Source organism: Crossiella cryophila (genome assembly GCF_014204915.1).
Classification (GTDB): Bacteria; Actinomycetota; Actinomycetes; order Mycobacteriales; family Pseudonocardiaceae; genus Crossiella; species Crossiella cryophila.
The window spans coordinates 884,450-907,379 of record NZ_JACHMH010000001.1; the positions used below are offsets into that span (position 1 = coordinate 884,450).

Below are 22,930 nucleotides of genomic sequence, written 5' to 3' on the forward strand. Positions count from 1 at the left end.
CGGCAGTTTAGAGGGTGCGGGGGCGGCGGGCGGAGCCGCGGTCGTCGAAGCCCGCCCGCTCCAGCAGGGCCGCCGACTCCAGCGCCAGCCAGCCCGCGAGCTGCACGGACAGCTCCCGCTCGGCCCGCGGCCCCGGCGCGGGGGCCTCCCCGGCGACCGGGCGTTCAGTGGGTGAGATGGCCGGCACCGTCCACTCCGGACCGAACAGCGGGCCGCCCCTGGCCACCGCCCGGTTGCGCCAGGCCGCCTCGGCCGAGGCGAAGACCACCCGCGCGGCCAGGTTCGCCGCCGGGTCATCGCGCAGGGCCAGTGCGGCCGAGGCCAGGTTGCGGGACAGGATGCCCAGCGCCGGACCGGGTTCCCGGCCACGCAGCACGTCGTCGGCGTCGGCCAGCTTCTCCGCCACCGCGCCGACCAGCCCCGCGGTGACCTCCGGCCAGCCGCGTTCGCCGGTGCTGACCGCCAGCCGGGCGCAGGCGCCGAGCACATAGGCGTTGCCGGTCAACGAGATCGCCCGGTCCAGCGCGCCGGGCCCGCCGTCCGGGGCCACGCTCAGGCCGGTGACCACCAGGCCGTCGTCGAGCAGGTGCTGCAACATCCAGTCCACTGTGGACCTGGCGCGGTGCAGGTCGGCCTTTTCCCCGCCCTCGGTGGCCAGCTGGGCGAACAGCAGCGCGGCCGCGCCGTTGGCGATCGCGCCCTTGCGCCCGGCCGGTTCGTCCGACCACAGCCCGCCACCGGCGTGATCGCTCCAGCTCTCCCGCAGCCTGCGCAGGGCCAGCCTGGCCAGCGCGGGCCGGACGGGTGCGGCGGCCCTGCTGTGCGCGCGGTGCAGGGCCAGCGCGAGCGCGGCCAGTTCAGCGTTGCCCAGCTGTTTGGGACGCGCGCGCAGCCCGCGGACCAGGCCGGTCAGCCGGGCCTGCCGGTCGGCGGTCGGCGCGCGCAGCCAGGCGTCCACCGCGCAGTCCAGCAGGGTGGCCCGCCACGGCGAGCGGTGCGGCGGCCGCAGCCGGCCGGCAGGCCAGACGTCGAGTTCGCGCAGGCGGCCGGTCAGCAGGCAGCGGCGCAGCTGGCGGGCGCAGACCGCGCGTTCGGCCACCGCCGCACGCGCCGCCCACAGCTCGGGCCGGTCATCGCCCCGGCCGATCCGCCTGCCACTCATCCGCCCATGGTCCGGGCCGCCGGGGACGGATCGGCGCAACCGCGACCCGACGCACCGGGAATCTCACCAGGCCGTGTCCAGATCAGCGTGCGCCCGCACCCAGGCGTGCATGACGATGCCCGCGGCCACTCCCGCGTTGATCGAGCGGGTGGAGCCGAACTGGGCGATCGACACGGTCAGCTCGGCCGCCTCGGCCGCCGCCGGGGTCAGCCCCGGTCCCTCCTGGCCGAACAGCAGCACGCAGTTCCTTGGCAGGGTCACCGTCTCCAGCCGGGCCGCGCCGGGGGTGTTGTCCACCCCGACCACCACCAGGCCCTGCTCGCGGGCGTGCGCGGCCAGTGCGGCGATGTCCTCGTGGTGGCGCACGTGCTGGTACCGGTCGGTGACCATGGCCCCGCGCCGGTTCCATCGTTTGCGCCCGACGATGTGCACCGCGCGGGCGGCGAAGGCGTTGGCGGTGCGCACCACGGTGCCGATGTTGTGGTCGTGCTGGAAGTTCTCGATGGCCACGTGGAAGCCGTGCCGCCGGGTGTCCAGGTCGGCCACGATCGCCTCCCGCCGCCAGTACCGGTAGGCGTCCACCACGTTGCGGCGGTCGCCCTCGGCGAGCAGGTCGGGGTCCAGGTGCGGATCGTCAGGGATCGGCCCCGCCCACGGACCCACCCCGACCTGCTCGGCGCCCCATTCGGTGGGACCCGGTTCGTCGACGAACACCGTGGTCAGAGCCCCAGGTCTGCCAGGTCGAGCAGGTAGCGGTAGGGCAGCCCCTCGGCCTCGATCGCCTCCCGCGCGCCGGTGCCCCGGTCCACCACGGTGGCCACGCCGATGACCTCGGCGCCGACCTCGCGCAGGGTGGTCACCGCGGTCAGCACGCTGCCGCCGGTGGTGGAGGTGTCCTCCACCGCGAGCACCCGCTTGCCGACCACGTCCGGGCCCTCGACCGAGCGCTGCATGCCGTGCGCCTTCTGCGCCTTGCGCACCACGAAGGAGTCCACCGTGCGCAGCTCGGGATCAGCGGCGCTGGCGTGCATCATCGCGGTGGCCACCGGGTCGGCGCCCAGGGTGAGCCCGCCGACGGCCGCGTAGTCCCAGTCCGCGGTGAGCTGGGCGAGCAGGCGGCCGATCAGCGGCGAGGCCGCGTGGTGCAGGGTGGCCCGGCGCAGGTCGACGTAGTAGTCGGCCTCCTTGCCGGAGGACAGCGTCACCTTGCCGTGCACCACGGCCAGTTCACGCACGAGAGCGGCCAGCTCGGCCTTGGCCTGAGGGTTGATCTGGGAGGTCACGAAGGGTCAGCTAAGCACATCAGCTCGCCGGCGTACTCGGCGAGCCACCGCACCGCGGGCAGCTCGAAGCGCCCCGGCCACCACACCACCAGATCACCCGGCCCCCAGCGCAGGCTGACCTCACGGGCGTGCGGGTGGTGCAGCAGCCAGTGCCGCAGCCGCGGGTTGAGCAGGTGCGGCACGAACTCGGGGACCTGGCACTCGACGAAGAAGGCCGCGTCGAAGGCGGGATCGCCGGTGGGCTGACGCCGGGTGCCGAACAGCCGCAGCAGCCCCTGCCCGGCCCGCCGCTGGACCAGGGTCAGCTCGGGAGCCGGAGCCCGCAGCGGCAGGGCGAGCACCACGAAGTCGATGGTGGACTGGGCGTCGTGCACCTGCTGGCTGACCTGGGCGCGGAAGGCCACCAGCGGCAGCCCGCGGTGCGTGCCGGTGATCGACTCACCGCTGGGCAGTCCAGGCCCGAACGGCGAGTTGCGCACGGTGAACCGGTCCCGCAGCACCTTGGGCGGACTCCAGCCGTGCTGCCAGCCGAGCTGGGCCGCGGCCACGGTCAGCTCGGCCTGCCGCGCCTGCTCCCGGCGATGCGCCCACACCAGCAGGACCGGCACCCCGATCACCACCGCGGCCACCAGGACCAGGACCAGCACCACCAGGAAGGCCATCGCGGATCAGGTGCGGCCGCGGCCCCCGCCGACGCGGGAGGCCATCCGGCGGAGCAGGGTGCGCGGCAGGAACTTGGTGATCGCGACCAGCGCCTTGTACTGGATGCTCGGCACCGAGACGATCTTGCCGGCCCGCAGGTCGGCCAGGCTGTCGTGCACCAGGCGGTCCGCGTCGAGCCAGAAGAAGTTCGGCGTGCCGGACATGTCGATCTGCGCCCGCTGGTGGAACTCGGTGCGCACGAAGCCCGGACACAGCGACATGACCTTGACCCCGGTGCCCGCCAGGCTCATCGCCAGGCCCTCCGACAGCAGGGTCACGTAACTCTTGCCCGCGCTGTAGGTGGAGCCGCGACCGGGGAAGAACCCGGCCACGCTGGACACGTTGATCACCGCGCCGCTGCCGCGCTCGCGCATGCCGGGCAGCACCGCGTGGGTCAGCCGCAGCACGCTGGTCACGTTGACCTCGTGCTGGTGCAGCAGTTCCTCGGGCGTGTTGTCCAGGAAGTCCTTGCCGGTGCCCAGTCCGGCGTTGTTGACCAGCAGGTCGATCGGCGCGGCGGTGTCCCGCAGCCGGGTCTCCACCGCTTCGCGCTGCGCCGGGTCGGCCAGGTCGGCGACCAGCACCTCGGCCTTGATCCCGTGCCGCGCGGAGAGCTGATCGGCGAGTTCACCCAGCCGGGTGGCATTGCGCGCGACCAGCACCAGGTCGTGCCCCTCGGCGGCCAGGCGTCGGGCGAAGGCAGCGCCGATACCTGCGGTGGGCCCAGTTACAAGCGCGATCGGCATAACTGCAACCTACCGGGCTGCGCTCGGCGTAGAGAACTGGTAACGAAGTGGATATAACGGGACGAAGTCACCCGTGTAGGTGATCAAGCACTCGGGGGGACGTGCATGCGAACGACCATCACGGCGCTGGTGATCGTCTCGATCGGCTTCCTGGGCGGGTGCGGGCTGACCCTGCCAGCGCCGCCGACACCGACCACCCAGTCCACCTCGACCACCCCGCCGCTGCCGAGCTTCGGCGGCCGGTTCGCCTGGCCGAGCGGCCTGGAGATCACCCTCGGCCCGGCCACCCCGCACACCCTGTCCGAGCAGGCCCGCGGGCTGTACCCGAATATCGGCCGGGTGATGTCCTTCGCGGTCACCCTGGTCAACCGCACCGACCGGCCGGTCAAACCGGCGATCATGGTCTTCTCCGCTCGCCGCACCGGGGTGCCCGATCCGGAGGCGGCCAAGGCGCCCAGCATCCGCGACCGGGCGGCCAACGTCGGCATCGGCCTGGACACCCCCGACCTGGCGCCGGGCCAGACCTTCCAGGGCACGGTCGCCTTCGGCCTGCCCGAACAGCCCGGCCCACTGCGGGTGGAGATCTCCCCTGACCTGGTCGGGGCGCAGCCGAGGGCGGTCTTCGAAGGCACCGCCTGAGCCGTCAAGCCCCGGCGGGGAGGTCTGCCCATTGGGGCCGAATATGGTGACCAGGAAGTTGATCAGCGGGACAATGACAGTTGGGGGGCGATCATTGTTGATCGAGGGGGACACACCATGAAGCGTGCGGCATTCGCCACCGCTGTCTGCGGGCTGACGCTGGGCGCCACCGGCTGCCTGCCGGCACTGCCGGAGCAGCACGGCGCGAGCGGGCAGTACACCGCGAGCGTGCCGCGCACCGCGCAGTTCGGGCAGCGCTACAGCTGGGCCGACGGCGTGTCCGTGGAGTTCTCCCGGCCCACCACGCTGAGTTCGCCGCTGATCGGCCCCGGCCGCCGCGGCGTGCAGCTCACCATGACCGTCAGCAACGGCGGCAGCGCGCCGCTGCGGCTGCCGATGACCAAGCTGGACGGCACCTTCTCCGAACGCGGCACCGGCCGGATCGTGGACGCCGAGCCGCTGGTGGACAAGGTCGGCAAGATCGGCATCAGCCCGGACGCGCCGGAACTGCCCGCGGGTCGCAGCGTGCACTGGCAGATCGGCTTCTCCGTCAGCGACCAGGCGGGCACCCTGCTGGTCGCGGCCTCGCCCGAGCAGGGCACGAAGTACCAGGACGTCACCTTCGCCGGCGAGGTCTGACCGGCAACTCGAGCGCATCTCTGGGGGAGATCAACTTGCGCGCAATTTCCATCGTTGTAACCGGCACGCTCTTACTCGGTTCGGCGGGCTGCACGTTCATCCCGGTGCCGGTCCCCGTCCCCGGGATGACGAGCGGGCGGCCGGTGCCCACCTCGGCGGCACCGCTGACCGGCAAGTTCGGCGAGGCGGTGGAGACCCCGGGCAAGGTGAAGATCGAGTTCGCCAAGCCGGAGCCGTACAAGCTGGACCAGGTCCTCGACGAGGATGACCGCAAGCACGCCCGCGGCGTGCTGCTCGCCGTGACCGTCACCAACAACTCCAACAAAACCCTCACCGAACTCCACCTCAGCGGCTTCGGCTCCTTCACCGAGAACGGCAACCAGGAGGTCGTCAAGCTGAGCGCGCTGGTCGCGCACGACACCACGATCGGCGTGCCGGACCTGCCGCCCGGCAAGCTGGCCAAGCTCCGGATCGCCTTCGGCCTTGGCGCGAAACCGGGTCTGCTCCGGCTGGACCTGCGCGACCTGGCCGGGCGCACCCAGGTCTACTTCGAGGGAGAGGTATGAGCGCCCGGCGCGGCGCACTGCCGCTCGCCCTGGCCGTGCTCGCCCTGGCCGCCTGCACCCCGGCGCCGCCCGAACCACCGGCGCCCGCACCGCCCACCAGCACGGTGGTCCGCTTCGGCAACCCGCCCGGCACCGCCTTCGGCACCGAGGTGATCGTGCCAGCGGGCTACCGGCTGACGATCTCCGAGCCCCGGCCGATCCCGCCCGCCGAGCTGGCCGAGGACGCCCCGCGTCCCGGAATGCGTGCACTGGTGTTCACCGTGACCGTGATCAACACCAGCCCCGCGCCGCAGCGCTTCCTTGATCCGACCTTCATCGGCTCATTCGCCGCGCACGACTCGGCCGAAGTGGTCACGACCCGCAACCTGCCCGGCTCAGAGTTGCTCAAGCTACTCATCGAGGGCAAGCCGATGCCCGCAGGCAGCACGGTGCGGGTGGACCAGGGGCTGGTGCTGCCTGACCGGCCAGGCGTGCTCCAACTGAAGGGGCTCCCCTTCGGCAGCGGGAACACCTTCACCTACGAGGGCGAGGTCTGAGTCAGTGCGGGGTGTGCTGGGTGCCGTCGGCTGAGGGCGCCGCGGTGTCGTCGGCGGCGTCCACGTCGAACGGGTCGACGAAGTCGGCCACCTCGCCCAGATCGCTGAGCAGCCGCTCCAGCCGGGCCGGGTCGGCGTTCGGCGGGGCGGCGGCCAGCACCCAGGAGCCTTCCAGCCAGACCACCATGATGTCGTCGCCGATCTCGTCGATGGTGTCGACGAAGTCCGGCGTGATCAGCGGGTGCACGATGGCCATGTCGGTGGTGAAGCCGTAGCGGTTGCCCACCGGGCCGTACAGGTCCAGCTCGGCCTCGCGTTCGCGGGCGAACGGGACGCTGGGCTCCCACAGCTCCAGGATGGTCGGCACGGTGCGGCGCATCCGGACCGCGGCGATCACCATGGTCACCTTGTTCGACTGCTGGTGGTCGAGCACCTGCACCAGGCGGCGGCCGTCGGCGGTGAACATCGAGCCGGTCACCACGTCGACCGCGACACCCTGCTTGGAGTAGGCGAGCCCGCCGTGCTTCCACTGGGTGAGCAGCACCTGGTCCTCATCGGTGAACCGCCAGCCGCGCAGGGCGGCCCAGCGCCGGCGCTCCCGATTGCGCGCTGTGCGTTGCGCCCGGTCCGTGCCCAGCAAGACCGCGCCGGCGATGGCCGCCAGTACGGCCACCGAGAACCAGATCCACGCAGGTATGCCCACAGTCGCAGCCTAGCGGTGCGAGCCGTCATAGCCGAGATCACATTCGGTCCAGTAGGCACCAATTGGCCCTGAAGTCGGACCCGGAACGGCGTAGCCCACCCGTCTGGCGGAGTGGGCCACGCCGATTCCTGCCTTATGCCTTGGCAACATCCAGGCCGGAATTGTCGTCCCGGACATCGACCATGACCTTGTCCCCGTCGGTGATCTCCCCGGCCAGCAGCTTGCGGGCGAGTTGATCGCCGATCGCCGAGGACACCAGCCGCCGCAATGGCCGCGCCCCGTAGACCGGGTCGAAGCCCTGCAGCGCCAGCCAGCCCTTCGCCGATTCGGTGACTTCCAGAACCAGTCGCCGTTCGGCGAGTCGCCGGGCCAGCCTGCGCACCTGGATGTCCACAATGGAGGTCAGTTCCTCGGTGGCCAGCGCGTGGAAGACCACCACGTCGTCCAGCCGGTTGAGGAACTCCGGCTTGAAGTGCCGCTGCACCACCGCGAGCACCGCGTCCTTGCGGGCCAGCTCGGACATGGTGGCGTCCGCGATCACCTGCGAGCCGAGGTTGGAGGTGAGCACCAGGATGGTGTTGCGGAAGTCCACCGTGCGGCCCTGGCCGTCGGTGAGCCTGCCGTCGTCGAGCACCTGGAGCAGCACGTCGAAGACGTCCGGGTGCGCCTTCTCCACCTCATCGAGCAGCACCACGCTGTACGGCCGCCGCCGGACCGCCTCGGTGAGCTGACCGCCCTGGTCGTAGCCGACGTAGCCGGGCGGCGCGCCGACCAGGCGGGCCACGGTGTGCTTGTCGCCGTACTCGCTCATGTCGATGCGGATCATGGCCCGCTCGTCGTCGAAGAGGAACTCGGCCAATGCCTTGGCCAGCTCGGTCTTGCCGACGCCGGTGGGGCCGAGGAACAGGAACGACCCGGTCGGCCGGTCCGGGTCGGCGACCCCGGCCCTGGCCCGGCGCACCGCGTCGGAGACCACCCGGACCGCCTCGGCCTGACCGACCACCCTGGCCCCGATGGCCTCTTCCATCCGCAGCAGCTTGGCGGTCTCGCCCTCCAGCAGCCGACCGGCCGGGATGCCGGTCCAGGCGGAGACCACGTCGGCGACGTCGTCCGCGGTGACCTCCTCCTTGAGCATGGCCTGCTTGTCCTCGGTGACCGCGGTGGCCGCCTCCAGTTCCTTCTCCAGCGCCGGGATCCGGCCGTAACGCAGTTCGGCTGCCCGGCCCAGATCACTGTCCCGCTCGGCCCGCTCTGACTCCCCGCGCAGCTGCTCCAGCTGTTCCTTCAGCTCCCGGATGCGGTCGATCGCGCCCTTCTCGCCCTTCCAGCGCACGGTCAGCTCGGCCAGCTGCTCGCGCCGGTCGGCCAGTTCGGCGCGCAGCGTGGCCAGCCGGTGCCTTGACCCGGCGTCGTCCTCTTTGGACAGCGCCATCTCCTCGATCTCCAGCCGCCGCACCGCCCGCTCGACCTCGTCCAGCTCCACCGGCCGGGAGTCGATCTCCATCCGCAGCCGGGAGGCGGCCTCGTCGACCAGGTCGATGGCCTTGTCCGGCAGGAAGCGCGCGGTGATGTAGCGGTCGGACAGGGTGGCCGCGGCCACCAGCGCGCCGTCGGTGATCCGCACGCCGTGGTGGACCTCGTAGCGCTCCTTGAGCCCGCGCAGGATGCCGATCGCGTCCGCCACGCTGGGCTCGCCGACCAGCACCTGCTGGAACCGCCGCTCCAGCGCGGGGTCCTTCTCGATGTGCTTGCGGTACTCATCCAGCGTGGTCGCGCCGACCAGCCGCAGCTCGCCGCGGGCCAGCATCGGCTTGATCATGTTGCCCGCGTCCATCGCGCCCTCGCCGGTGGCGCCGGCGCCGACGATGGTGTGCAGCTCGTCGATGAAGGTGACCACCCGGCCCGCGGACTCGGTGATCTCCTTCAGCACGGCCTTGAGCCGCTCCTCGAACTCACCGCGGAACTTGGCCCCGGCCACCATCGCGCCCAGGTCGAGGGAGACCACCCGCTTGCCGCGCAAGGACTCCGGCACGTCGCCGGCCACGATCCGCTGGGCGAGGCCCTCCACGATCGCGGTCTTGCCAACGCCGGGTTCGCCGATGAGCACCGGGTTGTTCTTGGTGCGCCGGGACAGCACCTGCACCACCCGGCGGATCTCCGCGTCCCGGCCGACCACCGGGTCCAGCTCGCCCTTGCGGGCCCGCTCGGTCAGGTCGACGCCGTACTTCTCCAGCGCCTGGTAGGTGCTCTCCGGGTCGGCGCTGGTCACCCTGGCCGAACCACGCACCTTGTCGAATGCCTCGCGCAACGCCTCGGCGCTCGCGCCGTGGCGGCGCAGCAGGTCGGCCACCTTGCCGCCCTCGGCGGCCAGGCCGACCAGCAGGTGCTCGGTGGAGACGAACTCGTCGTTCATCTCGGTGGCCAGCTGCTGGGCGTGGGTGAGCACCCGCAGGCTCTCCCTGGAGAACTGCGGGGCGGAGACCGTCGCGCCGGTGGCGGACGGGAGCTGCTGGGCCAGCCGGTCCAGTTCGGGCCGGATCCTGGCCACATCGGCGCCAACCGCGGCCAGCAGCGGCGCCGCGAGGCCGTCGGCCTGCGCCAGCAGCGCGCCCAGCAGGTGCACCGGCCCGACATCGGGATTTCCGGCCACCCCGGCGGCCTGCACCGCCGACGTGATCGCCTGCTGGGTCTTCGTGGTCGGGTTGAAAGCGTCCATCCCTCACCTCATCGGCACGTTCGTCCAGTCACAGGGATAACGTCAGAAAAGTTGAGCGTGTTCCGCTCAACTCCACATTCGGCAACCGAGATCCGGGCCACACGTCCCACAAGATATGGCGAACCGACTGCTGTACCTCCTCCGGCACGGCGAGGCGGCCGAGGACGACTCGCTCACCGAGCTTGGCCGCAGGCAGGCCAGGCTCACCGCGGCCCGGCTGGCGGAGGTGTCCTTCGCCGCGGTGCACCACAGCACCGCGACCAGGGCGGTGCAGACGGTCAAGGTGCTCGCGGAGGTTCTCCATGACGTCCCGCGCTACCCGTCCGACCTGCTACGGGAGTGCGTGCCGAGCATCCCTGGCCACCAGTACCTGACCCCGGCCCAGGCCGGGTTCTTCACCGGGTTGTCGCCCCAGGTGCTGGCGGATGAGGGGCCGGGGCAGGCAGCGGCGGCGCTGGCCCGCTACGCCGGGACCTCGGCGGCGGACCGGCGGGAGCTGGTCGTCACGCACGGGAACCTGATCCGGCACTTCGTGGCCGCGGCCCTGGGCGCGCCCAGCCACGCCTGGCTGAACCTGGCCGACTACAACTGCGGGCTCACCGTGATCCTCTACCGGCCGGAGCGGCCGAGCGTCGTGGTGGTCTACAACGACGTCGGCCATCTGCCGCCGGAACTCCGCGGCACCGAGTTCCCGGCCGAGCTGCGGGTGTGAACAGCGGGAAAACGGCGGGTTATTTGTCCACAGGTGGCTCATCCCCAGCTCAGAGCGGTTTTACACAGGGTTGTCCACAGCCTTGTCCACCGTCCGCCGACAGCCCTCCACAACCTGGGCAAACCTGCCCCCAGCTGCACTGATGGGCCGCGCGGGCGTCAACAGCCTGTCCACCGGCGTTGAGCGGTTGTCCACAGGTTTCCCAGGGTTGTCCACAGGTTTCACCGGGGCTGTGTGTTCACCTGTGGAGCCTGGCGTGTTGTTGCGCAGCGGGACTTCCTTGATCAGCGCGATCGCGACCAGGGCGACCAGCGCGAGTCCGGCGGCGATCAGGAAGACCAGGCCGCTGGCATCGCCCTGGGCGTCCCGCACCGGCTCACCGTGCCCGACCAGCGTGCCGACCCGCCCGGCCAGCACCGCGCCCAGCACCGAGACCCCGGCCGCGCCGCCGAGCGAGCGGAAGAACATCACCGAGGAGCTGGCCGCGCCGAGGTCGGTGGCCGGCACCGCGTTCTGCACCGCGAGCACCAGGTTCTGCATGGTCAGGCCCATCCCGATGCCGACGATCAACAGGTAGCAGGCGAGCAGCCAGACCGGGCTGGTGTGCGTGATGGTGGCCAGCAGGGCCAGGCCGGCGAAGAGCGCGACCGCGCCGGTGACCAGGTAGATCTTCCACCGGCCGGTCTTGGTGATCCGGCGGCCGGACCAGGTCGAGGTGAGCACGTAGCCCAGGGCCAGCGGCATGCCGAGCAGTCCGGCCACGGTCGGGCTGAAGCCGCGGGCCTGCTGGAAGTACTGGCCGATGAACACCGATGCGCCGAACATCGCGGTGCCGATGCCGAGGCTGGCCAGCACGGACAGCAACACGGTGCGGTCCCGGAACAGCCGCGGCGGCACCACCGGCTCGGCGGCCTTGGTCTCCACCAGCACCGCGAGTCCGAGCGCGAGCACCGCGCCCAGCAGGTAGAGCCCGCTGGCCGGGGAGATCCAGCCGAAGTCCTTGCCGGCGAAGGAGACCCACAGCATCAGCAGGCTGACCCCGCCGATGATCAGGGTGGCGCCCAGCCAGTCGATCCGGACCTTGCGGCGCAGCACGGGCAGGTGCAGCGTCTTGTGGATGACCGCCATCGCGGCCAGCGCCAGCGGCACGACCAGGAAGAAGCAGTACCGCCAGCCCAGCCACGGGGTGTCCACGATGAAGCCGCCGACCAGCGGTCCGCTGACCGTGGCCACCGCGATCACCGCCCCGGTGTAGCCGGCGTAGCGGCCGCGTTCGCGCGGGCTGACCATGGCCGCGATGACCACCTGGGCCAGCGCCTGCAGGCCGCCCACGCCCAGGCCCTGCACCGCGCGGTAGGCGATCAGCTCGGGCATGGAGCTGGCGATCCCGGCCAGGATCGAGCCGAGGGCGAAGAGTCCGATGGCCACCTGGTAGAGCAGCTTCTTGCTGAACAGGTCGGCGAGTTTGCCCCAGATCGGGGTGGTCGCGGTGGCGGCCAGCAGGGTCGCGGTGACCACCCAGGTGTACTGCCCCTGGCTGCCGTGCAGGTCCTTGAGGATGGTGGGCAGCGCGTTGGCCACGATGGTGGAGCTGAGGATGGCCACCAGCAGGGAGAGCAGCAGGCCGGTCAGCGCCCGCAGGATCTCCCGGTGCGACATCGGCGCCAGCGCCTCGGGGTCCCTGGGTTCGGGCGGGCTCACCCGGTGGCCGCCACCCGCTTCGGACTCAGTCCGCCACGCAGGTCGCAGGTCAGCCGTTCGATCAGTCGGCTCGCTTGGGCGAGATCCTCGTCCGTCCAGTCCGACAGCGCGCTCCGCATCCACTCGATCTGCTCCTGTTTCCACTGCTCGATCAGCGTGATCCCGGCCGGGGTCGCGCTGAGCAACATGGCCCGCCCGTCCGCCGGCGAGATCCGGCGTTCCACCAGACCGGCGCGTTGCAGCTGGGCCACCTGCCTGCTCACCACGGAGGGATCGACCGCGCGGTCCTGGGCGATCTCGCCGGAGCGGCGCGGTCCGTTGACCACCAGCTCGGCGAGCAGGCCGACCGCGGCGAGGTGCAGCTCGCGCTCGTCCCGCCAGACCCGGTGCGCGACCGCGTGCCGGATCTGGACCAGGTTCTTCACCTGCCGGAGCAGTTCGAAGACGGAATCGGGTCGTGGGTCCACGTTGACCACCCCCATGGTTGCCTGACGCAACTATATCTCGTTAGTTGCAGATAGCAACCTTTTTACGGTCGGTAGCCGCTGAGGTCTCGATCACACCTTCGTGGAGTGGGTCAGAGATCCTGGTTGAGCCTGCCGAGCAGACCCGACAGCGATTCGAGGTCGCCGGTGCTCCAGGTGCGGAAGTGCTCGCGCAGTTTCCCGCGCCGTTCGGTCCGCACCTCGGACAGCCGCTGACGGCCGGAAGCGGTCAGTTGCACCAGCCTGGCCCGGCCGTCGTAGGGGTCGGCCACCCGCTCCACCAGCTCCAGCCGGTGCAGCTGGGCGATCTGCCTGCTCAGCGTGGACTTGTCCAGGCCGAGCTGTTCGACCAGGTCAGTGGCGCGCACCGACTCCCGGTCGTCGATCAGCAGCAGCAACGCGTAGGCCGCGGAGTCCAGCTCGGGGTGGATCCGGGCGGCCAGGGACATCGACATGCTCCTGGCCCGGCGCATCAGCAGAGCCAGCTCACGCTCCACCGCCTCGGCGGCCTTCTGGCGCACCGGGTCGTCGCTATCCACTTTGCTCCCCTAAATACGGTCTGCCCCAGAACCAGACATACCGTACCCAGTGCAGGTCAAGACCCGGTTGAGTCCCGCCACGGCTTCGGCATCGCCTTGGCCTCGAAGTAGTCGCCGCCCTTGCGCTTGACGTCGTCGGTGCCCCAGTCCCGGTCCCGCAGCACCGGCACCATCCGCGGGATGTGCTTGCGGCAGTGCACGTAGGCCTCCTCGACCTCGACCACCACCCAGCGTTCCGGGGTGCGGCCGCGCTCGAAGTCCGCGGGCAGCCGCGGATGCTCGGCACGCAGGTCGGCGTCATCGACGATCCGGGCCCGGCCGTTGACGTGCAGACCGATCACGTCATCCACGAAGTCGATCATCATCAGGCCGACGTGCGGGTTCTCACTGATGTTGCCGAGACTGGCCAGCACCCCGTTGCCCCGGTACTCCGGGTAAGCGACGTGCTTGTCGTCCAGCACCTGGATAAACCCACGCGGCCCAGCCCGGAGGGAAGAATCACACTCTCCGTGACCATCGGCAGTGGCGACAAACAGCATCTCCATCCGCCCGACGAACTCGGTCATCACCGGATTGAGGTGATCCAGCACCTGATCCGAGTAGAACCGGGCCGCCCTGGACTCGGTGCCGAAGGCCCGCTGCAACAGGTGCTCGCCGCGGGATCCGGGCAGGCCGGCGGGGGCGGGCGGCAGTGGATCGGCCGGGCCGGACAGGCTCCGCGGGGGCAGTTCGATCCGCCTGGTGGCGTCCATGCCGAGGCCCAGTTGCTGGGCGGGCCGGGCGATGACCCGGGTGGGGGCATCCAGTTGGCGGGTACGCGCGGCTGAAGTGTCGTTACCGCTCGTCGCGCTGCGAGCGGAATCCGCAGATTCCTCGACTGGCACACTGGACGTGACGGCCTGCTGCCGTGTGTGATCACCGGGTACGACCGCCGCCACCTCGGTGACACGGGCCGGTGAATCGGACAGCTCCAGTAGCAACAAGTCAGGATCGGCAGTGCCGGTCGGGACCGGAGTGTCGGGCATCACGGTGCCCACCGTGTCACGAGATGGTGTGGTCACGCACATCGCACTGCCAACGGTCGCCCGTTGTGCGGAGCACATGTACACACGCAGTAAGCAAATTGCACTCGAACGTGGCATCAAGGCTCCGATGACCCGAGGGAGGGGTTAATGTCCAACTCTGTCGGGGGATGCTGGTCACCATCGGTGCGTCGGATGGGCGTGCCGAACAACGTGGAGAAGACTGCGCCCGGACTATGACCGCGAACGCCGTGCTCAACCCGACCCAGCCCCCGCACCGGGAACCGCCGCCAGGGGTCACCGCGATGGTGCGCCTGATCCGCGAGAGCTTCGCGGTGATCGAGCCGCGTGCCGAGGAAGTCGCCCAGTTCTTCTACGGGATGCTCTTCAGCCTCGCACCGACCACTCGTGAGCTTTTCCCGGCCAATATGGAGGTGCAGCGCAGCCGTTTGCTGCGCGCCCTCGTCCACGTCGTGCAGATGGTGGACCGCCCAGACGATCTGGTGCCCTTCCTCAAGCAGCTCGGCCGCGACCACCGCAAGTTCGGTGTGGTCTCGGTGCACTACGAGGCGGTGGGCACCGCGCTGCTCGCCGCGATCAAGCGGTTCGCCGGCGACGCCTGGACGCCCCCGGTGGAGCGCGCCTGGGCCGAGGCCTACACGATCATGGCCCAGACCATGCTCGAGTCGGCGGCCTCCGACGACAACCCGGCGTTCTGGACCGCCAGCGTGATCGAGCACCAGCGGCTGAGCTGGGACCTGGCCGTGGTCCGGCTCAAGCCCGACCACCCGGTGCCCTACCGCGCCGGGCAGTACCTGAGTGTGGAGACCCCGCAGCGCCCCCGGCTCTGGCGCTACTTCTCCCCGGCCAACGCGCCCAGCCCTGACGGCGTGATGGAGTTCCACGTCCGCGCGGTGACCAACGGCTGGGTGAGCCGGTCCGTGGTGGGCCACACCCAGATCGGCGACACCTGGCGGGTCGGCCCGCCGATGGGCCGGATGGGCATCGACCGCACCAGCAAGCGGGACATCCTGATGGTCGCCGGCGGCACCGGCATCGCGCCGATGCGGGCGATGCTGGACGAGATGGCCGCCTACGGGGAGAACCCGAAGGTGCACCTGTTCTACGGCGGCCGGGCCCGCGGCGACCTGTACGACCTGGACACCGTGCAGCGGCTGGCCATGGGCAACCCGTGGCTGACCGTGGTGCCGGTGCTGGAATCCGACCCCGGCGCCCGCGGCGTGGAACACGGCACCCTGGCCGATGTGGTCACCCGCTACGGCGCCTGGAACGACCGGGACGTGCTGGTGTGCGGCTCCCCGGCGATGATCAGGGCCACCGTGTCCCGGATGCTGGTGGCCGGCACGCCGCTGGACCGGATCCGGTACGACCCGTTCACGCTGGACTGATGCCGGACGGTGCCGCCCACTGCTGGGGCGGCACCGGCGCCAGGATCATCCGGCGTTGAGCTACTCGGCGGCAGCCAGTTCCAGGCGCGGGAAGACCGGCTTGGGCTCGGCCACGGTGTCGCCGCCGTCGCCGACCTGCTGCGCGATCCGCGCGGCGGCCGCGGGCAGGAACGGCACCAGGTGCTCCGCCAGTTCGCCGACGGTGGCCACCAGCTCGGCCAGCACCGCGTCCAGTGCGGCTGGCGGGGCGTCGTCCTTCTTCTCCGCCTTGGCCAGCGCCCACGGCGTGGTGGCCTCGACGAAGCGGTTGGCCTCATCGCCGATCCGGCTGATCGACTCGACCGCGCGCCGGAAGTCGAAGTTGGCCAGTGCCTCGTCAATGGCCGGCCCGGCCTCGGCGCGGGCGGCCCGCAGCGCGGCCGCGGCCGGGTTGTCCTGCGCCACCGGCGGGATCACGCCGTCGCGGTACTTGCGCACCATGGACACCGCGCGGTTGACCAGGTTGCCCATGTTGTTGGCCAGGTCCTCATTCGCCCTGGTGACCAGCCGCTCGGCGGTGTAGTCGGTGTCCCCGGCCCTGGCCACGTCACGCAGCATCCACCAGCGCATCGCGTCACTGCCGTAGGCGGCCACGATGTCGGCCGGGTCCTCGGCGTTGCCCAGCGACTTGCTGATCTTCTGGCCACCCGCGGTCAGGTACTCGTGCACGAAGATCGTCGAGGGCAGCGGCAGCCCGCCGGAGAGCAGCATGGCCGGCCAGTACACCGCGTGGAAGCGGATGATGCCCTTGCCGATCACGTGCACCTGCTCGACGTCCGCGGACCACCAGTGCCGGTAGCCCGCCTCGTCGGTGCCGAAGCCGGGTGCGGTGATGTAGTTGGCCAGCGCGTCGAACCACACGTAGACGACCTGCTCGGGGTCGCCCGGCACCGGGATGCCCCAGCCGCGCGCCCTGGCCATGCTGCGCGAGCAGCTGAAGTCCTCCAGGCCGGACTCGATGAAGGCCAGCACCTCGCGCTTGCGGTGCGGCGGCTCGACCCGCAGCTTGTCGGTGGAGATCAGCTCGATGAGCTGGTCCTGGTACCGGGAGAGCCGGAAGAACCAGTTGTTCTCCTCGATCTCCTCCGGCACCGTGCCGTGCTCGGGGCACTTGCCCTCGTTCAGCTCGGCCTCGGCGTAGAACAGCTCGCAGCCAACGCAGTACAGACCGGTGTAGCTCTTGCGGTAGAAGTCGCCCTGCTTGGCGCACAGCTCCCACAGCTTGTCCACGCCCGGCTTGTGCCTGGGGTCGGAGCTGGTCTTGATGAAGTCGTCGAAGGACAGCTCGAGCGCCTCGCCGAGCTTGAGGAAGTTCTGCGCCACCCGCTCGACGTAGTCGGCCGGGGTGATGCCCTCGACCTCGGCGGCCTGCACGTTCTTCAGCGCGTTGTCGTCGGTGCCGGTCTGCGCGCGCACCTCGTCGCCGCGCTGCCTGCGGTGCCGGGCCAGCACATCGGCCTGGATCAGCTCCAGGGCGTGGCCGACGTGCGGCTTGCCGTTGACATACGGGATGGATGTCATGACGTTGTAGCGGCTCATCGCTACCTTCCTGGCCCCGGACGGATGGTGTCGGCCCGGTGAGGGGCCGCCGGTTGGGGGGCCTCCTCAGCAGTGGTCAGGACATGCGGAGGAGGCCGGAGAACATCATCATCCGGCCGCGCATGGTCATGCTGTCGCACGTCCTCAGCATGGGAGCAGGGTACACCCGGGGCCCGCTGGATTTACCGCTGCGGGGGCTTCCACACGACCAGGGCGGTCTGCTGCGGGCGGAGCGGGACCAGGTCACGGCGGTAGGAGGCGTGCACGGCGGCGGCCGCGTGGTCGGCTGCGGCGTGTGCGGCGGCCAGCTGGCGGTGCAGGTCCTCGAGTTCGGCGCGGAGGCGTTCGGCCTCGGTGGCGAGTTCGATGATCCGCTTGACCCCGGCCAGGTTGACGCCCTCCTCCTGGGAGAGCCGCTGGACCTCTTTGAGTAAGGCGATGTCCCGCGCGGAGTACCGGCGCCCCCCGCCCGCGGTGCGGCCGGGGGACACCAGACCTAGCCGGTCGTAGGTGCGCAGGGTTTGCGCGTGCAGTCCGGACAGCTGGGCCGCGACCGAGATCACGAACACCGGGCTGTCCTCGGATGCTCCTGGCGGGAACGGGATCCCGCCGCCCTGCTCACCGAACTGGCTCATGGCTCATCCCGTCCCAACAGTGCGGTCAGCGCCGGTCGTGGGTCGAAATCCGCGGTCGCCGCCGCGTACGCCTCGAGTGCGGCGCGGGCTTGTTCGTCCACAGTGGACGGAACCGCCACCTGCAGGGTGACCAGCAGGTCGCCGAAGGTGCCGTCCTTGCGGGCAACGCCCTTGCCGCGCACCCGGAGCGTGCGGCCGCTCGTGGTGCCTGCCGGCACCCTTACCGACACCTTGCCCTCCAGCGTGGGCACGGTCAACGTGGTGCCAAGCACCAGTTCCGGGAAGGTGCACGGGATGGTGACGGTGATGTCGTCGCCGTTGCGGCCGAACAACTCGTGCGGGGCCACGTGCACCCGGACGAACAGATCGCCCGCCGGCGCGCCGTTGCGGCCGGGTTCGCCCTGGCCTGCCAGCCGGATGCGCTGGCCGTCGTCAACGCCTGCCGGGATCCGCACGGTCAGCGAGCGGGTGCGGGTGCTGACCCCGTCGCCGCCGCACTCCCCGCACGGGTCGTCCACGATCCGGCCGGAGCCACGGCAGTCCCGGCAGGGCTCGCTGAAGGCGAAGGCGCCCTGGCTGCGGCTGACCACCCCGGCGCCCGCACAGGTCGTGCAGGTGCGCGGCGCGGTGCCCGGCCGGGCGCCGTTGCCGCCGCAGGTGCCACAGGTGGCCGGGCTGGACAGGCGCAGCGACACGGTGGCTCCCCGGACGGCCTCGGTGAAGTCGATCCGGACCTCGGTCTCCACGTCCTTGCCGCGCTGGGCCCTGCTGGCCCCGGCGGCCTGGCCGCCACGACGGCCGAACAGCCCGCCGAGGATGTCGCCGATCCCGCCGGAACCACCGGCCTGGGCACTGCTGCTCGCCCCGCCGAAGAGGTCGCCGAAGTCGAACCCGCCGGAGCCGGAGCCGCCGCCGAAACCGCCACCGCCCGGCCGGAACCCGCCGGAGCCGAACAGCCTGCGGGCCTCGTCGTACTGCTTGCGCTTGTCGGTGTCCGACAGCACGCCGTAGGCCTCGGAGACGGACTTGAACCGGGCCTCCGCCTTGGCGTCACCCGGATTCGCGTCCGGGTGCAGCTCACGGGCGAGCTTGCGGTACGCCTTCTTGATGTCCTCACCCGGCGCGTCGGGAGGGACACCCAGCTCGGCGTAGAAGTCCTTCTCGATCCAGTCCCTCGCGCTCATCCGGACGCCCCTCCCTTCCCGCTGGTTGTCATCTACTGCTGGGTGTGTTCACCGGCGCCGGCCTCCGGCGCGGCATGCCGCCCGGTGGCCTCCGGCGTGGCCGCGCCTGGCTCGTGGTCGGTGACCCCGACCATGGCCGGGCGCAGCACCCGCTCGCCGAAGCGGAAACCGCGGCGCAGCACCGTGGTGACCGTGGGCCCGGCCACCTCGGGCGAGGTGTCGTGCTGCACGGCCTGGTGCACCGAGGGGTCGAACTCCTCGCCGTGCTGGCCGAATGCCTCCAGGCCGGCCTTCTGCAGCGTGGCGACGACCTTGTCCGCCACCGCCTTGAAGGCGCCGGTCAGATCGCCGTGCTGCTCGGCCCGCTCGAAGTCATCGAGCACCGGCAGCAGTTCGGAGACCACGCCTGCCTTGGCGTTGGCCACCACCAGCTCGCGGTCGCGGTCGACCCGCTTGCGGTAGTTGGCGTACTCGGCCTGCAGGCGCTGCAGGTCGGCGGTGCGTTCCTCGAGCTGCTTCTGCAGCTCCACCAGGGCATCGACCTCGACCGGCGCCGCCGGGACGGCGGCTTCAGCGACCGCCTCCGCGGCGGCCAGCTCCTCGCTGGCCGCCGCGGAGCGAACCTCGCCGGTCTCCGGGTCGACGCGACGGCGGTCTCGGACCACCACGCGCTCGGATTCTGGCTGCTGTTCGGTCACTTCTTGGTGCCACCCTTGTTGTCGTCCTCGACGATCTCCGCGTCGACCACGTCATCGGCCTTGGCCTGGCCAGGGGTTTCCGCGCCCGGCGCGCCGGGGGCGGCCTGCTCGTTGCCCTGGTACATCGCCGCGCCCATGGCCTGGGACTCGGTGGAGAGCTTCTCCATCGCGGCCTTGATCGCCGGGATGTCGGTGCCCTTCAGCGCTTCCTTGGCCTCGGCGAGCGCGCCGTTGACCTTCTCCTTGACCTCGGCCGGGAGCTTCTCGTCGTTGTCCTTGACGAACTTCTCGGTCTGGTAGACCAGGGTCTCCGCCTGGTTGCGGACCTCGGCCTCCTCGCGGCGCTGCTTGTCCTCCTCCGCGTGCGCCTCGGCGTCCTTCATCATCCGGTCGATCTCGTCCTTGCCGAGGGCGGATCCGCCGGTGATCTGCATGCCCTGTTCCTTGCCGGTGGCAAGGTCCTTGGCCCCGACGTGCACGATGCCGTTGGCGTCGATGTCGAAGGTGACCTCGATCTGCGGCACGCCACGCGGGGCGGGCGGCAGGCCGGTCAGCTCGAACATGCCGAGCTTCTTGTTGTACGCGGCGATCTCGCGCTCACCCTGGAACACCTGGATCTGCACCGACGGCTGGTTGTCGTCCGCGGTGGTGAAGATCTCCGAGCGCTTGGTCGGGATCGTGGTGTTGCGCTCGATGAGCTTGGTCATCACGCCACCCTTGGTCTCGATACCAAGGGAGAGCGGGGTGACATCGAGCAGCAGGACGTCCTTGACCTCGCCCTTGAGCACACCGGCCTGCAGGGCCGCGCCGACCGCGACGACCTCGTCCGGGTTCACGCCCTTGTTCGGCTCGCGACCGCCGGTCAGCTCCTTGACCAGCTCGGCCACCGCGGGCATCCGGGTGGAACCGCCGACCAGCACCACGTGGTCGATGGAACCGACCGGGATGCCGGCGTCCTTGATCACGTTGTTGAACGGCGCGCGGCAGCGGTCCAGCAGGTCGGAGGTGATCCGCTGGAACTCCGCGCGGGTCAGCGACTCGTCCAGGAACAGCGGGTTCTTGTCCGAGTCCACCGTGATGTAGGGCAGGTTGATGTTCGCGGTGGAGGTGCTGGAGAGTTCGATCTTCGCCTTCTCCGCGGCCTCCCGGATCCGCTGCAACGCCATCTTGTCCTTGGTCAGGTCGATGCCGTTGCTGGACTTGAACTTCTCCACCAGCCAGTCGACGATGCGCTGGTCCCAGTCGTCACCGCCGAGGTGGTTGTCACCGGAGGTGGCGCGGACCTCGACCACACCGTCGCCCAGCTCCAGCAGGGACACGTCGAAGGTGCCGCCGCCGAGGTCGAAGACCAGGATGGTCTGTTCCTTCTCGCCCTTGTCCAGCCCGTAGGCCAGCGCGGCCGAGGTGGGCTCGTTGACGATGCGGAGCACGTTCAGGCCGGCGATCTGCCCGGCCTCCTTGGTGGCCTGCCGCTGCGCGTCCTCGAAGTACGCGGGCACGGTGATCACCGCGTCGGTGATCTCCTCGCCCAGGTAGGCCTCGGCGTCCCGCTTGAGCTTCATCAGCACCCGGGCGCTGATCTCCTGCGAGGTGTAGGCCTTGCCGTCGATCTCGGTCTTCCAGTTGGTGCCGACGTGCCGCTTGACCGACCTGATGGTCCGGTCCACGTTCGTCACTGCCTGGTTCTTGGCGGGCTGACCCACCAGGACCTCGCCGTTCTTGGCGAAGGCGACGATGGACGGCGTCGTCCTCGAGCCCTCCGAGTTGGCGATAACCGTCGGCTCACCGCCCTCGAGGACGGTGACGACGGAGTTGGTCGTCCCCAGGTCGATACCGACCGCTCGCGCCATGAATCTTCCCTCCACTGCTGGTCACGCTGTCCGTAGGCGGATCACTCGAGGCAACCCTTGAGTGATCCTGACTCAAGTCTGAGCGTAAGCGTCGCTCCTCGTCAAATGCGAGGTTGAGTCCGCCACACTCAAGCTTCTGACTGCTCCAACGGACGGCGTCCCGGCTTTGTTCCGGCCTCGTTTTCGGCTGTGTCCCGGGCCACAGCGGGAGGCGGGTCGGGGATGACGCACAAGGACGCACAAGACAGCACGGACGGGCAGCGGCACCGGCCACGGGTGGGAGTACGGGGCGAACCTGCTGGAGCGGGCCCGCGGGCGCGATGCTGGGGACGGCCGTCCGGGCGGTGAAGGCCGTCCCCAGCGAGCCGGTCTAGCGACCGACCATCTCCTCAGCCCACCTCGCGGTGGCCTGGAAGAACTCCGAGGCGTTCGGCGCGTAGTTGAAGGAGTGCCCGTAGTCGGGCAGCACGAACGTGCGCAGCCTCGCCGCCGGGGCGAAGTTGGGCGCCTCGAACTGCCGGAGCGCCTCCGAGGAAGAGCAGTCGCTGCCCAGCAGGCCACCGCAGAACACCTGGTCGTTGCCGCCCATGGCGAGCAGCACCGGCACCTTGATCAGCTTGCTCAGCGGCAGGATGGTGCCGAGCAGGATGCCGTCCACCGCCTCACCGGCGGCCAGGCCGTCCTTGTTCGCCTCGTCCTCGGCCACCGCGGCCTCCACCAGCGGGCCGCCGCGGTGGAAGGCGGTGTAGCGCTGCCCGACCGCGGTGGTCAGGAAGGTCGGGTCCAGCAGCCGGAACGCCGGCTTGGGGTCCAGCAGCACCGGGGTCAGCGTGGTCAGGGTGGGGATGATGCCGGTCAGGTTCAGCCGGTGCAGCTGACCGGCGATCAGCACGCCGTCCACGTTCTGGTGCTTGGCCGCCACGATCACCGAGATCGCCGAGCCCAGTGAGTGCCCGCCGAGGATGATCTTGCCGAACCTCGGCCCGAGCGAACCGGAGCGCATTGCCTTGACCACGTGGTTGACCGCGTTGGCCTGGGTGAAGGCGGTCAGCAGCGCACTCAGCGGCTTGGAGCTGCGGCCACTGCCGATCCGGTCCAGCGCCAGCGTGGCGAACCCGGCCTTGTTCTGCGCCTTCCGGTACGAGCGGGTCTCCGGCGAGTGCGCGATGTCCCAGTAGGAGCTGTTGTAGGTGCCGCCGGGGATCAGCACCTGCACGGTGTTGCTGCCACCCGCCGGGGTGCACAGCCGGCCGTACATGGTCTGGTCCAGGCTGAGCAGGGGCAGGTCGAGCAGGGAGACCGGGATGGACAGGTCCCGGCAGGCCGGCTCGGCGGCGCCGGCCGGGATGGGGGCGATCAGCGTGCTCAAACCCAGGCAGGCGGCGGTGGCCGCACCGATCCGGCGCCAGAACAAACGCACGGGAA

23 protein-coding genes are annotated in these 22,930 nt (G+C 70.6%); 6 read left to right on the top strand and 17 right to left on the bottom strand.

Features of this window, described 5'->3' with window-relative positions:
* Nucleotides 1-7: 7 nt before the first annotated feature.
* The 5 genes from HNR67_RS04285 to HNR67_RS04305 all read right to left on the bottom strand — a co-directional run bounded on the left by HNR67_RS04285 (nt 8) and on the right by HNR67_RS04305 (nt 3,893).
* The gene (locus HNR67_RS04285; protein WP_185000821.1) at nt 8-1,162 is read right to left on the bottom strand and encodes a glycoside hydrolase family 76 protein; all 1,155 of its coding nucleotides are present in this window, start codon (nt 1,160-1,162) and stop codon (nt 8-10) included.
* Nucleotides 1,163-1,225: 63 nt separating this feature from the next.
* Nucleotides 1,226-1,876, bottom strand: a complete 651-nt coding sequence (locus tag HNR67_RS04290) for a TrmH family RNA methyltransferase (protein WP_185000822.1) — start codon at nt 1,874-1,876, stop codon at nt 1,226-1,228.
* A gap of 5 nt (nt 1,877-1,881) precedes the next feature.
* Nucleotides 1,882-2,445, bottom strand: coding sequence for an orotate phosphoribosyltransferase (pyrE, locus tag HNR67_RS04295; protein ID WP_312986404.1), 564 nt, complete (start codon nt 2,443-2,445; stop codon nt 1,882-1,884).
* On the bottom strand, nt 2,442-3,107 hold the full coding sequence (locus tag HNR67_RS04300) for a hypothetical protein (RefSeq protein ID WP_185000823.1): 666 nt from the start codon (nt 3,105-3,107) through the stop codon (nt 2,442-2,444). Before HNR67_RS04300 ends, pyrE begins: the two co-directional genes overlap by 4 nt.
* 6 nt (nt 3,108-3,113) lie before the next feature.
* A complete protein-coding gene (locus tag HNR67_RS04305) occupies nt 3,114-3,893 on the bottom strand; it encodes an SDR family NAD(P)-dependent oxidoreductase (RefSeq protein WP_185000824.1) in 780 nt (259 codons plus the stop codon).
* Nucleotides 3,894-3,998: 105 nt separating this feature from the next.
* Between HNR67_RS04305 and HNR67_RS04310 the strand changes: the two genes are divergently transcribed.
* From HNR67_RS04310 to HNR67_RS04325, 4 genes are all read left to right on the top strand, one after another.
* On the top strand, nt 3,999-4,532 hold the full coding sequence (locus HNR67_RS04310; RefSeq protein ID WP_185000825.1) for a hypothetical protein: 534 nt from the start codon (nt 3,999-4,001) through the stop codon (nt 4,530-4,532).
* A gap of 117 nt (nt 4,533-4,649) precedes the next feature.
* Nucleotides 4,650-5,171 (top strand): hypothetical protein, encoded by a 522-nt coding sequence (locus HNR67_RS04315; RefSeq protein WP_185000826.1) that lies wholly within the window; start codon nt 4,650-4,652, stop codon nt 5,169-5,171.
* A 125-nt stretch (nt 5,172-5,296) separates the two neighbouring features.
* Nucleotides 5,297-5,737 (top strand): hypothetical protein, encoded by a 441-nt coding sequence (locus HNR67_RS04320; protein ID WP_185000827.1) that lies wholly within the window; start codon nt 5,297-5,299, stop codon nt 5,735-5,737.
* Nucleotides 5,734-6,273 (top strand): hypothetical protein, encoded by a 540-nt coding sequence (locus HNR67_RS04325; RefSeq protein ID WP_185000828.1) that lies wholly within the window; start codon nt 5,734-5,736, stop codon nt 6,271-6,273. The genes HNR67_RS04320 and HNR67_RS04325 overlap by 4 nt, the downstream gene beginning before the upstream one ends.
* A 1-nt stretch (nt 6,274) precedes the next feature.
* Here the strand turns inward: HNR67_RS04325 and HNR67_RS04330 are convergent, their stop codons facing one another.
* A complete protein-coding gene (locus HNR67_RS04330; RefSeq protein WP_185000829.1) occupies nt 6,275-6,976 on the bottom strand; it encodes a type III secretion system chaperone family protein in 702 nt (233 codons plus the stop codon).
* A 133-nt stretch (nt 6,977-7,109) separates the two neighbouring features.
* Nucleotides 7,110-9,692: an ATP-dependent chaperone ClpB gene (gene clpB, locus HNR67_RS04335; RefSeq protein ID WP_185000830.1), complete on the bottom strand. Its 2,583-nt coding sequence runs from the start codon at nt 9,690-9,692 to the stop codon at nt 7,110-7,112.
* A gap of 115 nt (nt 9,693-9,807) precedes the next feature.
* Between clpB and HNR67_RS04340 the strand changes: the two genes are divergently transcribed.
* On the top strand, nt 9,808-10,404 hold the full coding sequence (locus tag HNR67_RS04340) for a histidine phosphatase family protein (protein ID WP_185000831.1): 597 nt from the start codon (nt 9,808-9,810) through the stop codon (nt 10,402-10,404).
* 60 nt (nt 10,405-10,464) lie between these two features.
* Here HNR67_RS04340 and HNR67_RS04345 read toward each other — a convergent pair whose 3' ends face one another.
* The 4 genes from HNR67_RS04345 to HNR67_RS04360 all read right to left on the bottom strand — a co-directional run bounded on the left by HNR67_RS04345 (nt 10,465) and on the right by HNR67_RS04360 (nt 13,881).
* The gene (locus HNR67_RS04345) at nt 10,465-12,063 is read right to left on the bottom strand and encodes an MDR family MFS transporter (protein WP_185010119.1); all 1,599 of its coding nucleotides are present in this window, start codon (nt 12,061-12,063) and stop codon (nt 10,465-10,467) included.
* 38 nt (nt 12,064-12,101) lie between these two features.
* Entirely contained in the window at nt 12,102-12,572 is a 471-nt protein-coding gene (locus HNR67_RS04350) for a MarR family winged helix-turn-helix transcriptional regulator (protein ID WP_185000832.1), read from the bottom strand.
* Nucleotides 12,573-12,682: 110 nt separating this feature from the next.
* Nucleotides 12,683-13,129 carry a MarR family winged helix-turn-helix transcriptional regulator gene (locus HNR67_RS04355; protein WP_312986408.1) on the bottom strand — a complete coding sequence of 149 codons (447 nt, stop codon included), beginning with the start codon at nt 13,127-13,129 and terminating at the stop codon, nt 12,683-12,685.
* Nucleotides 13,130-13,185: 56 nt separating this feature from the next.
* The gene (locus tag HNR67_RS04360; protein ID WP_221489769.1) at nt 13,186-13,881 is read right to left on the bottom strand and encodes a pyridoxamine 5'-phosphate oxidase family protein; all 696 of its coding nucleotides are present in this window, start codon (nt 13,879-13,881) and stop codon (nt 13,186-13,188) included.
* Between the two features lie 575 nt (nt 13,882-14,456).
* Here HNR67_RS04360 and HNR67_RS04365 point away from each other — a divergent pair.
* The gene (locus HNR67_RS04365; RefSeq protein WP_185010125.1) at nt 14,457-15,560 is read left to right on the top strand and encodes an FAD-binding oxidoreductase; all 1,104 of its coding nucleotides are present in this window, start codon (nt 14,457-14,459) and stop codon (nt 15,558-15,560) included.
* Between the two features lie 60 nt (nt 15,561-15,620).
* On the opposite strand, the gene metG is transcribed toward HNR67_RS04365, so the two are convergent.
* The 6 genes from metG to HNR67_RS04395 form a co-directional block, all read right to left on the bottom strand.
* On the bottom strand, nt 15,621-17,138 hold the full coding sequence (gene metG, locus HNR67_RS04370; protein ID WP_185000833.1) for a methionine--tRNA ligase: 1,518 nt from the start codon (nt 17,136-17,138) through the stop codon (nt 15,621-15,623).
* Nucleotides 17,139-17,320: 182 nt separating this feature from the next.
* Nucleotides 17,321-17,773, bottom strand: a complete 453-nt coding sequence (locus HNR67_RS04375) for a heat shock protein transcriptional repressor HspR (RefSeq protein WP_185000834.1) — start codon at nt 17,771-17,773, stop codon at nt 17,321-17,323.
* A complete protein-coding gene (gene dnaJ, locus HNR67_RS04380) occupies nt 17,770-18,957 on the bottom strand; it encodes a molecular chaperone DnaJ (protein ID WP_185000835.1) in 1,188 nt (395 codons plus the stop codon). Before dnaJ ends, HNR67_RS04375 begins: the two co-directional genes overlap by 4 nt.
* Before the next feature lie 32 nt (nt 18,958-18,989).
* Entirely contained in the window at nt 18,990-19,625 is a 636-nt protein-coding gene (grpE, locus tag HNR67_RS04385) for a nucleotide exchange factor GrpE (protein WP_185000836.1), read from the bottom strand.
* A 26-nt stretch (nt 19,626-19,651) separates the two neighbouring features.
* Nucleotides 19,652-21,505, bottom strand: coding sequence for a molecular chaperone DnaK (gene dnaK, locus HNR67_RS04390; RefSeq protein ID WP_185000837.1), 1,854 nt, complete (start codon nt 21,503-21,505; stop codon nt 19,652-19,654).
* Between the two features lie 370 nt (nt 21,506-21,875).
* Nucleotides 21,876-22,925, bottom strand: a complete 1,050-nt coding sequence (locus HNR67_RS04395; RefSeq protein WP_312986410.1) for an alpha/beta hydrolase — start codon at nt 22,923-22,925, stop codon at nt 21,876-21,878.
* Nucleotides 22,926-22,930 lie beyond the last annotated feature (5 nt).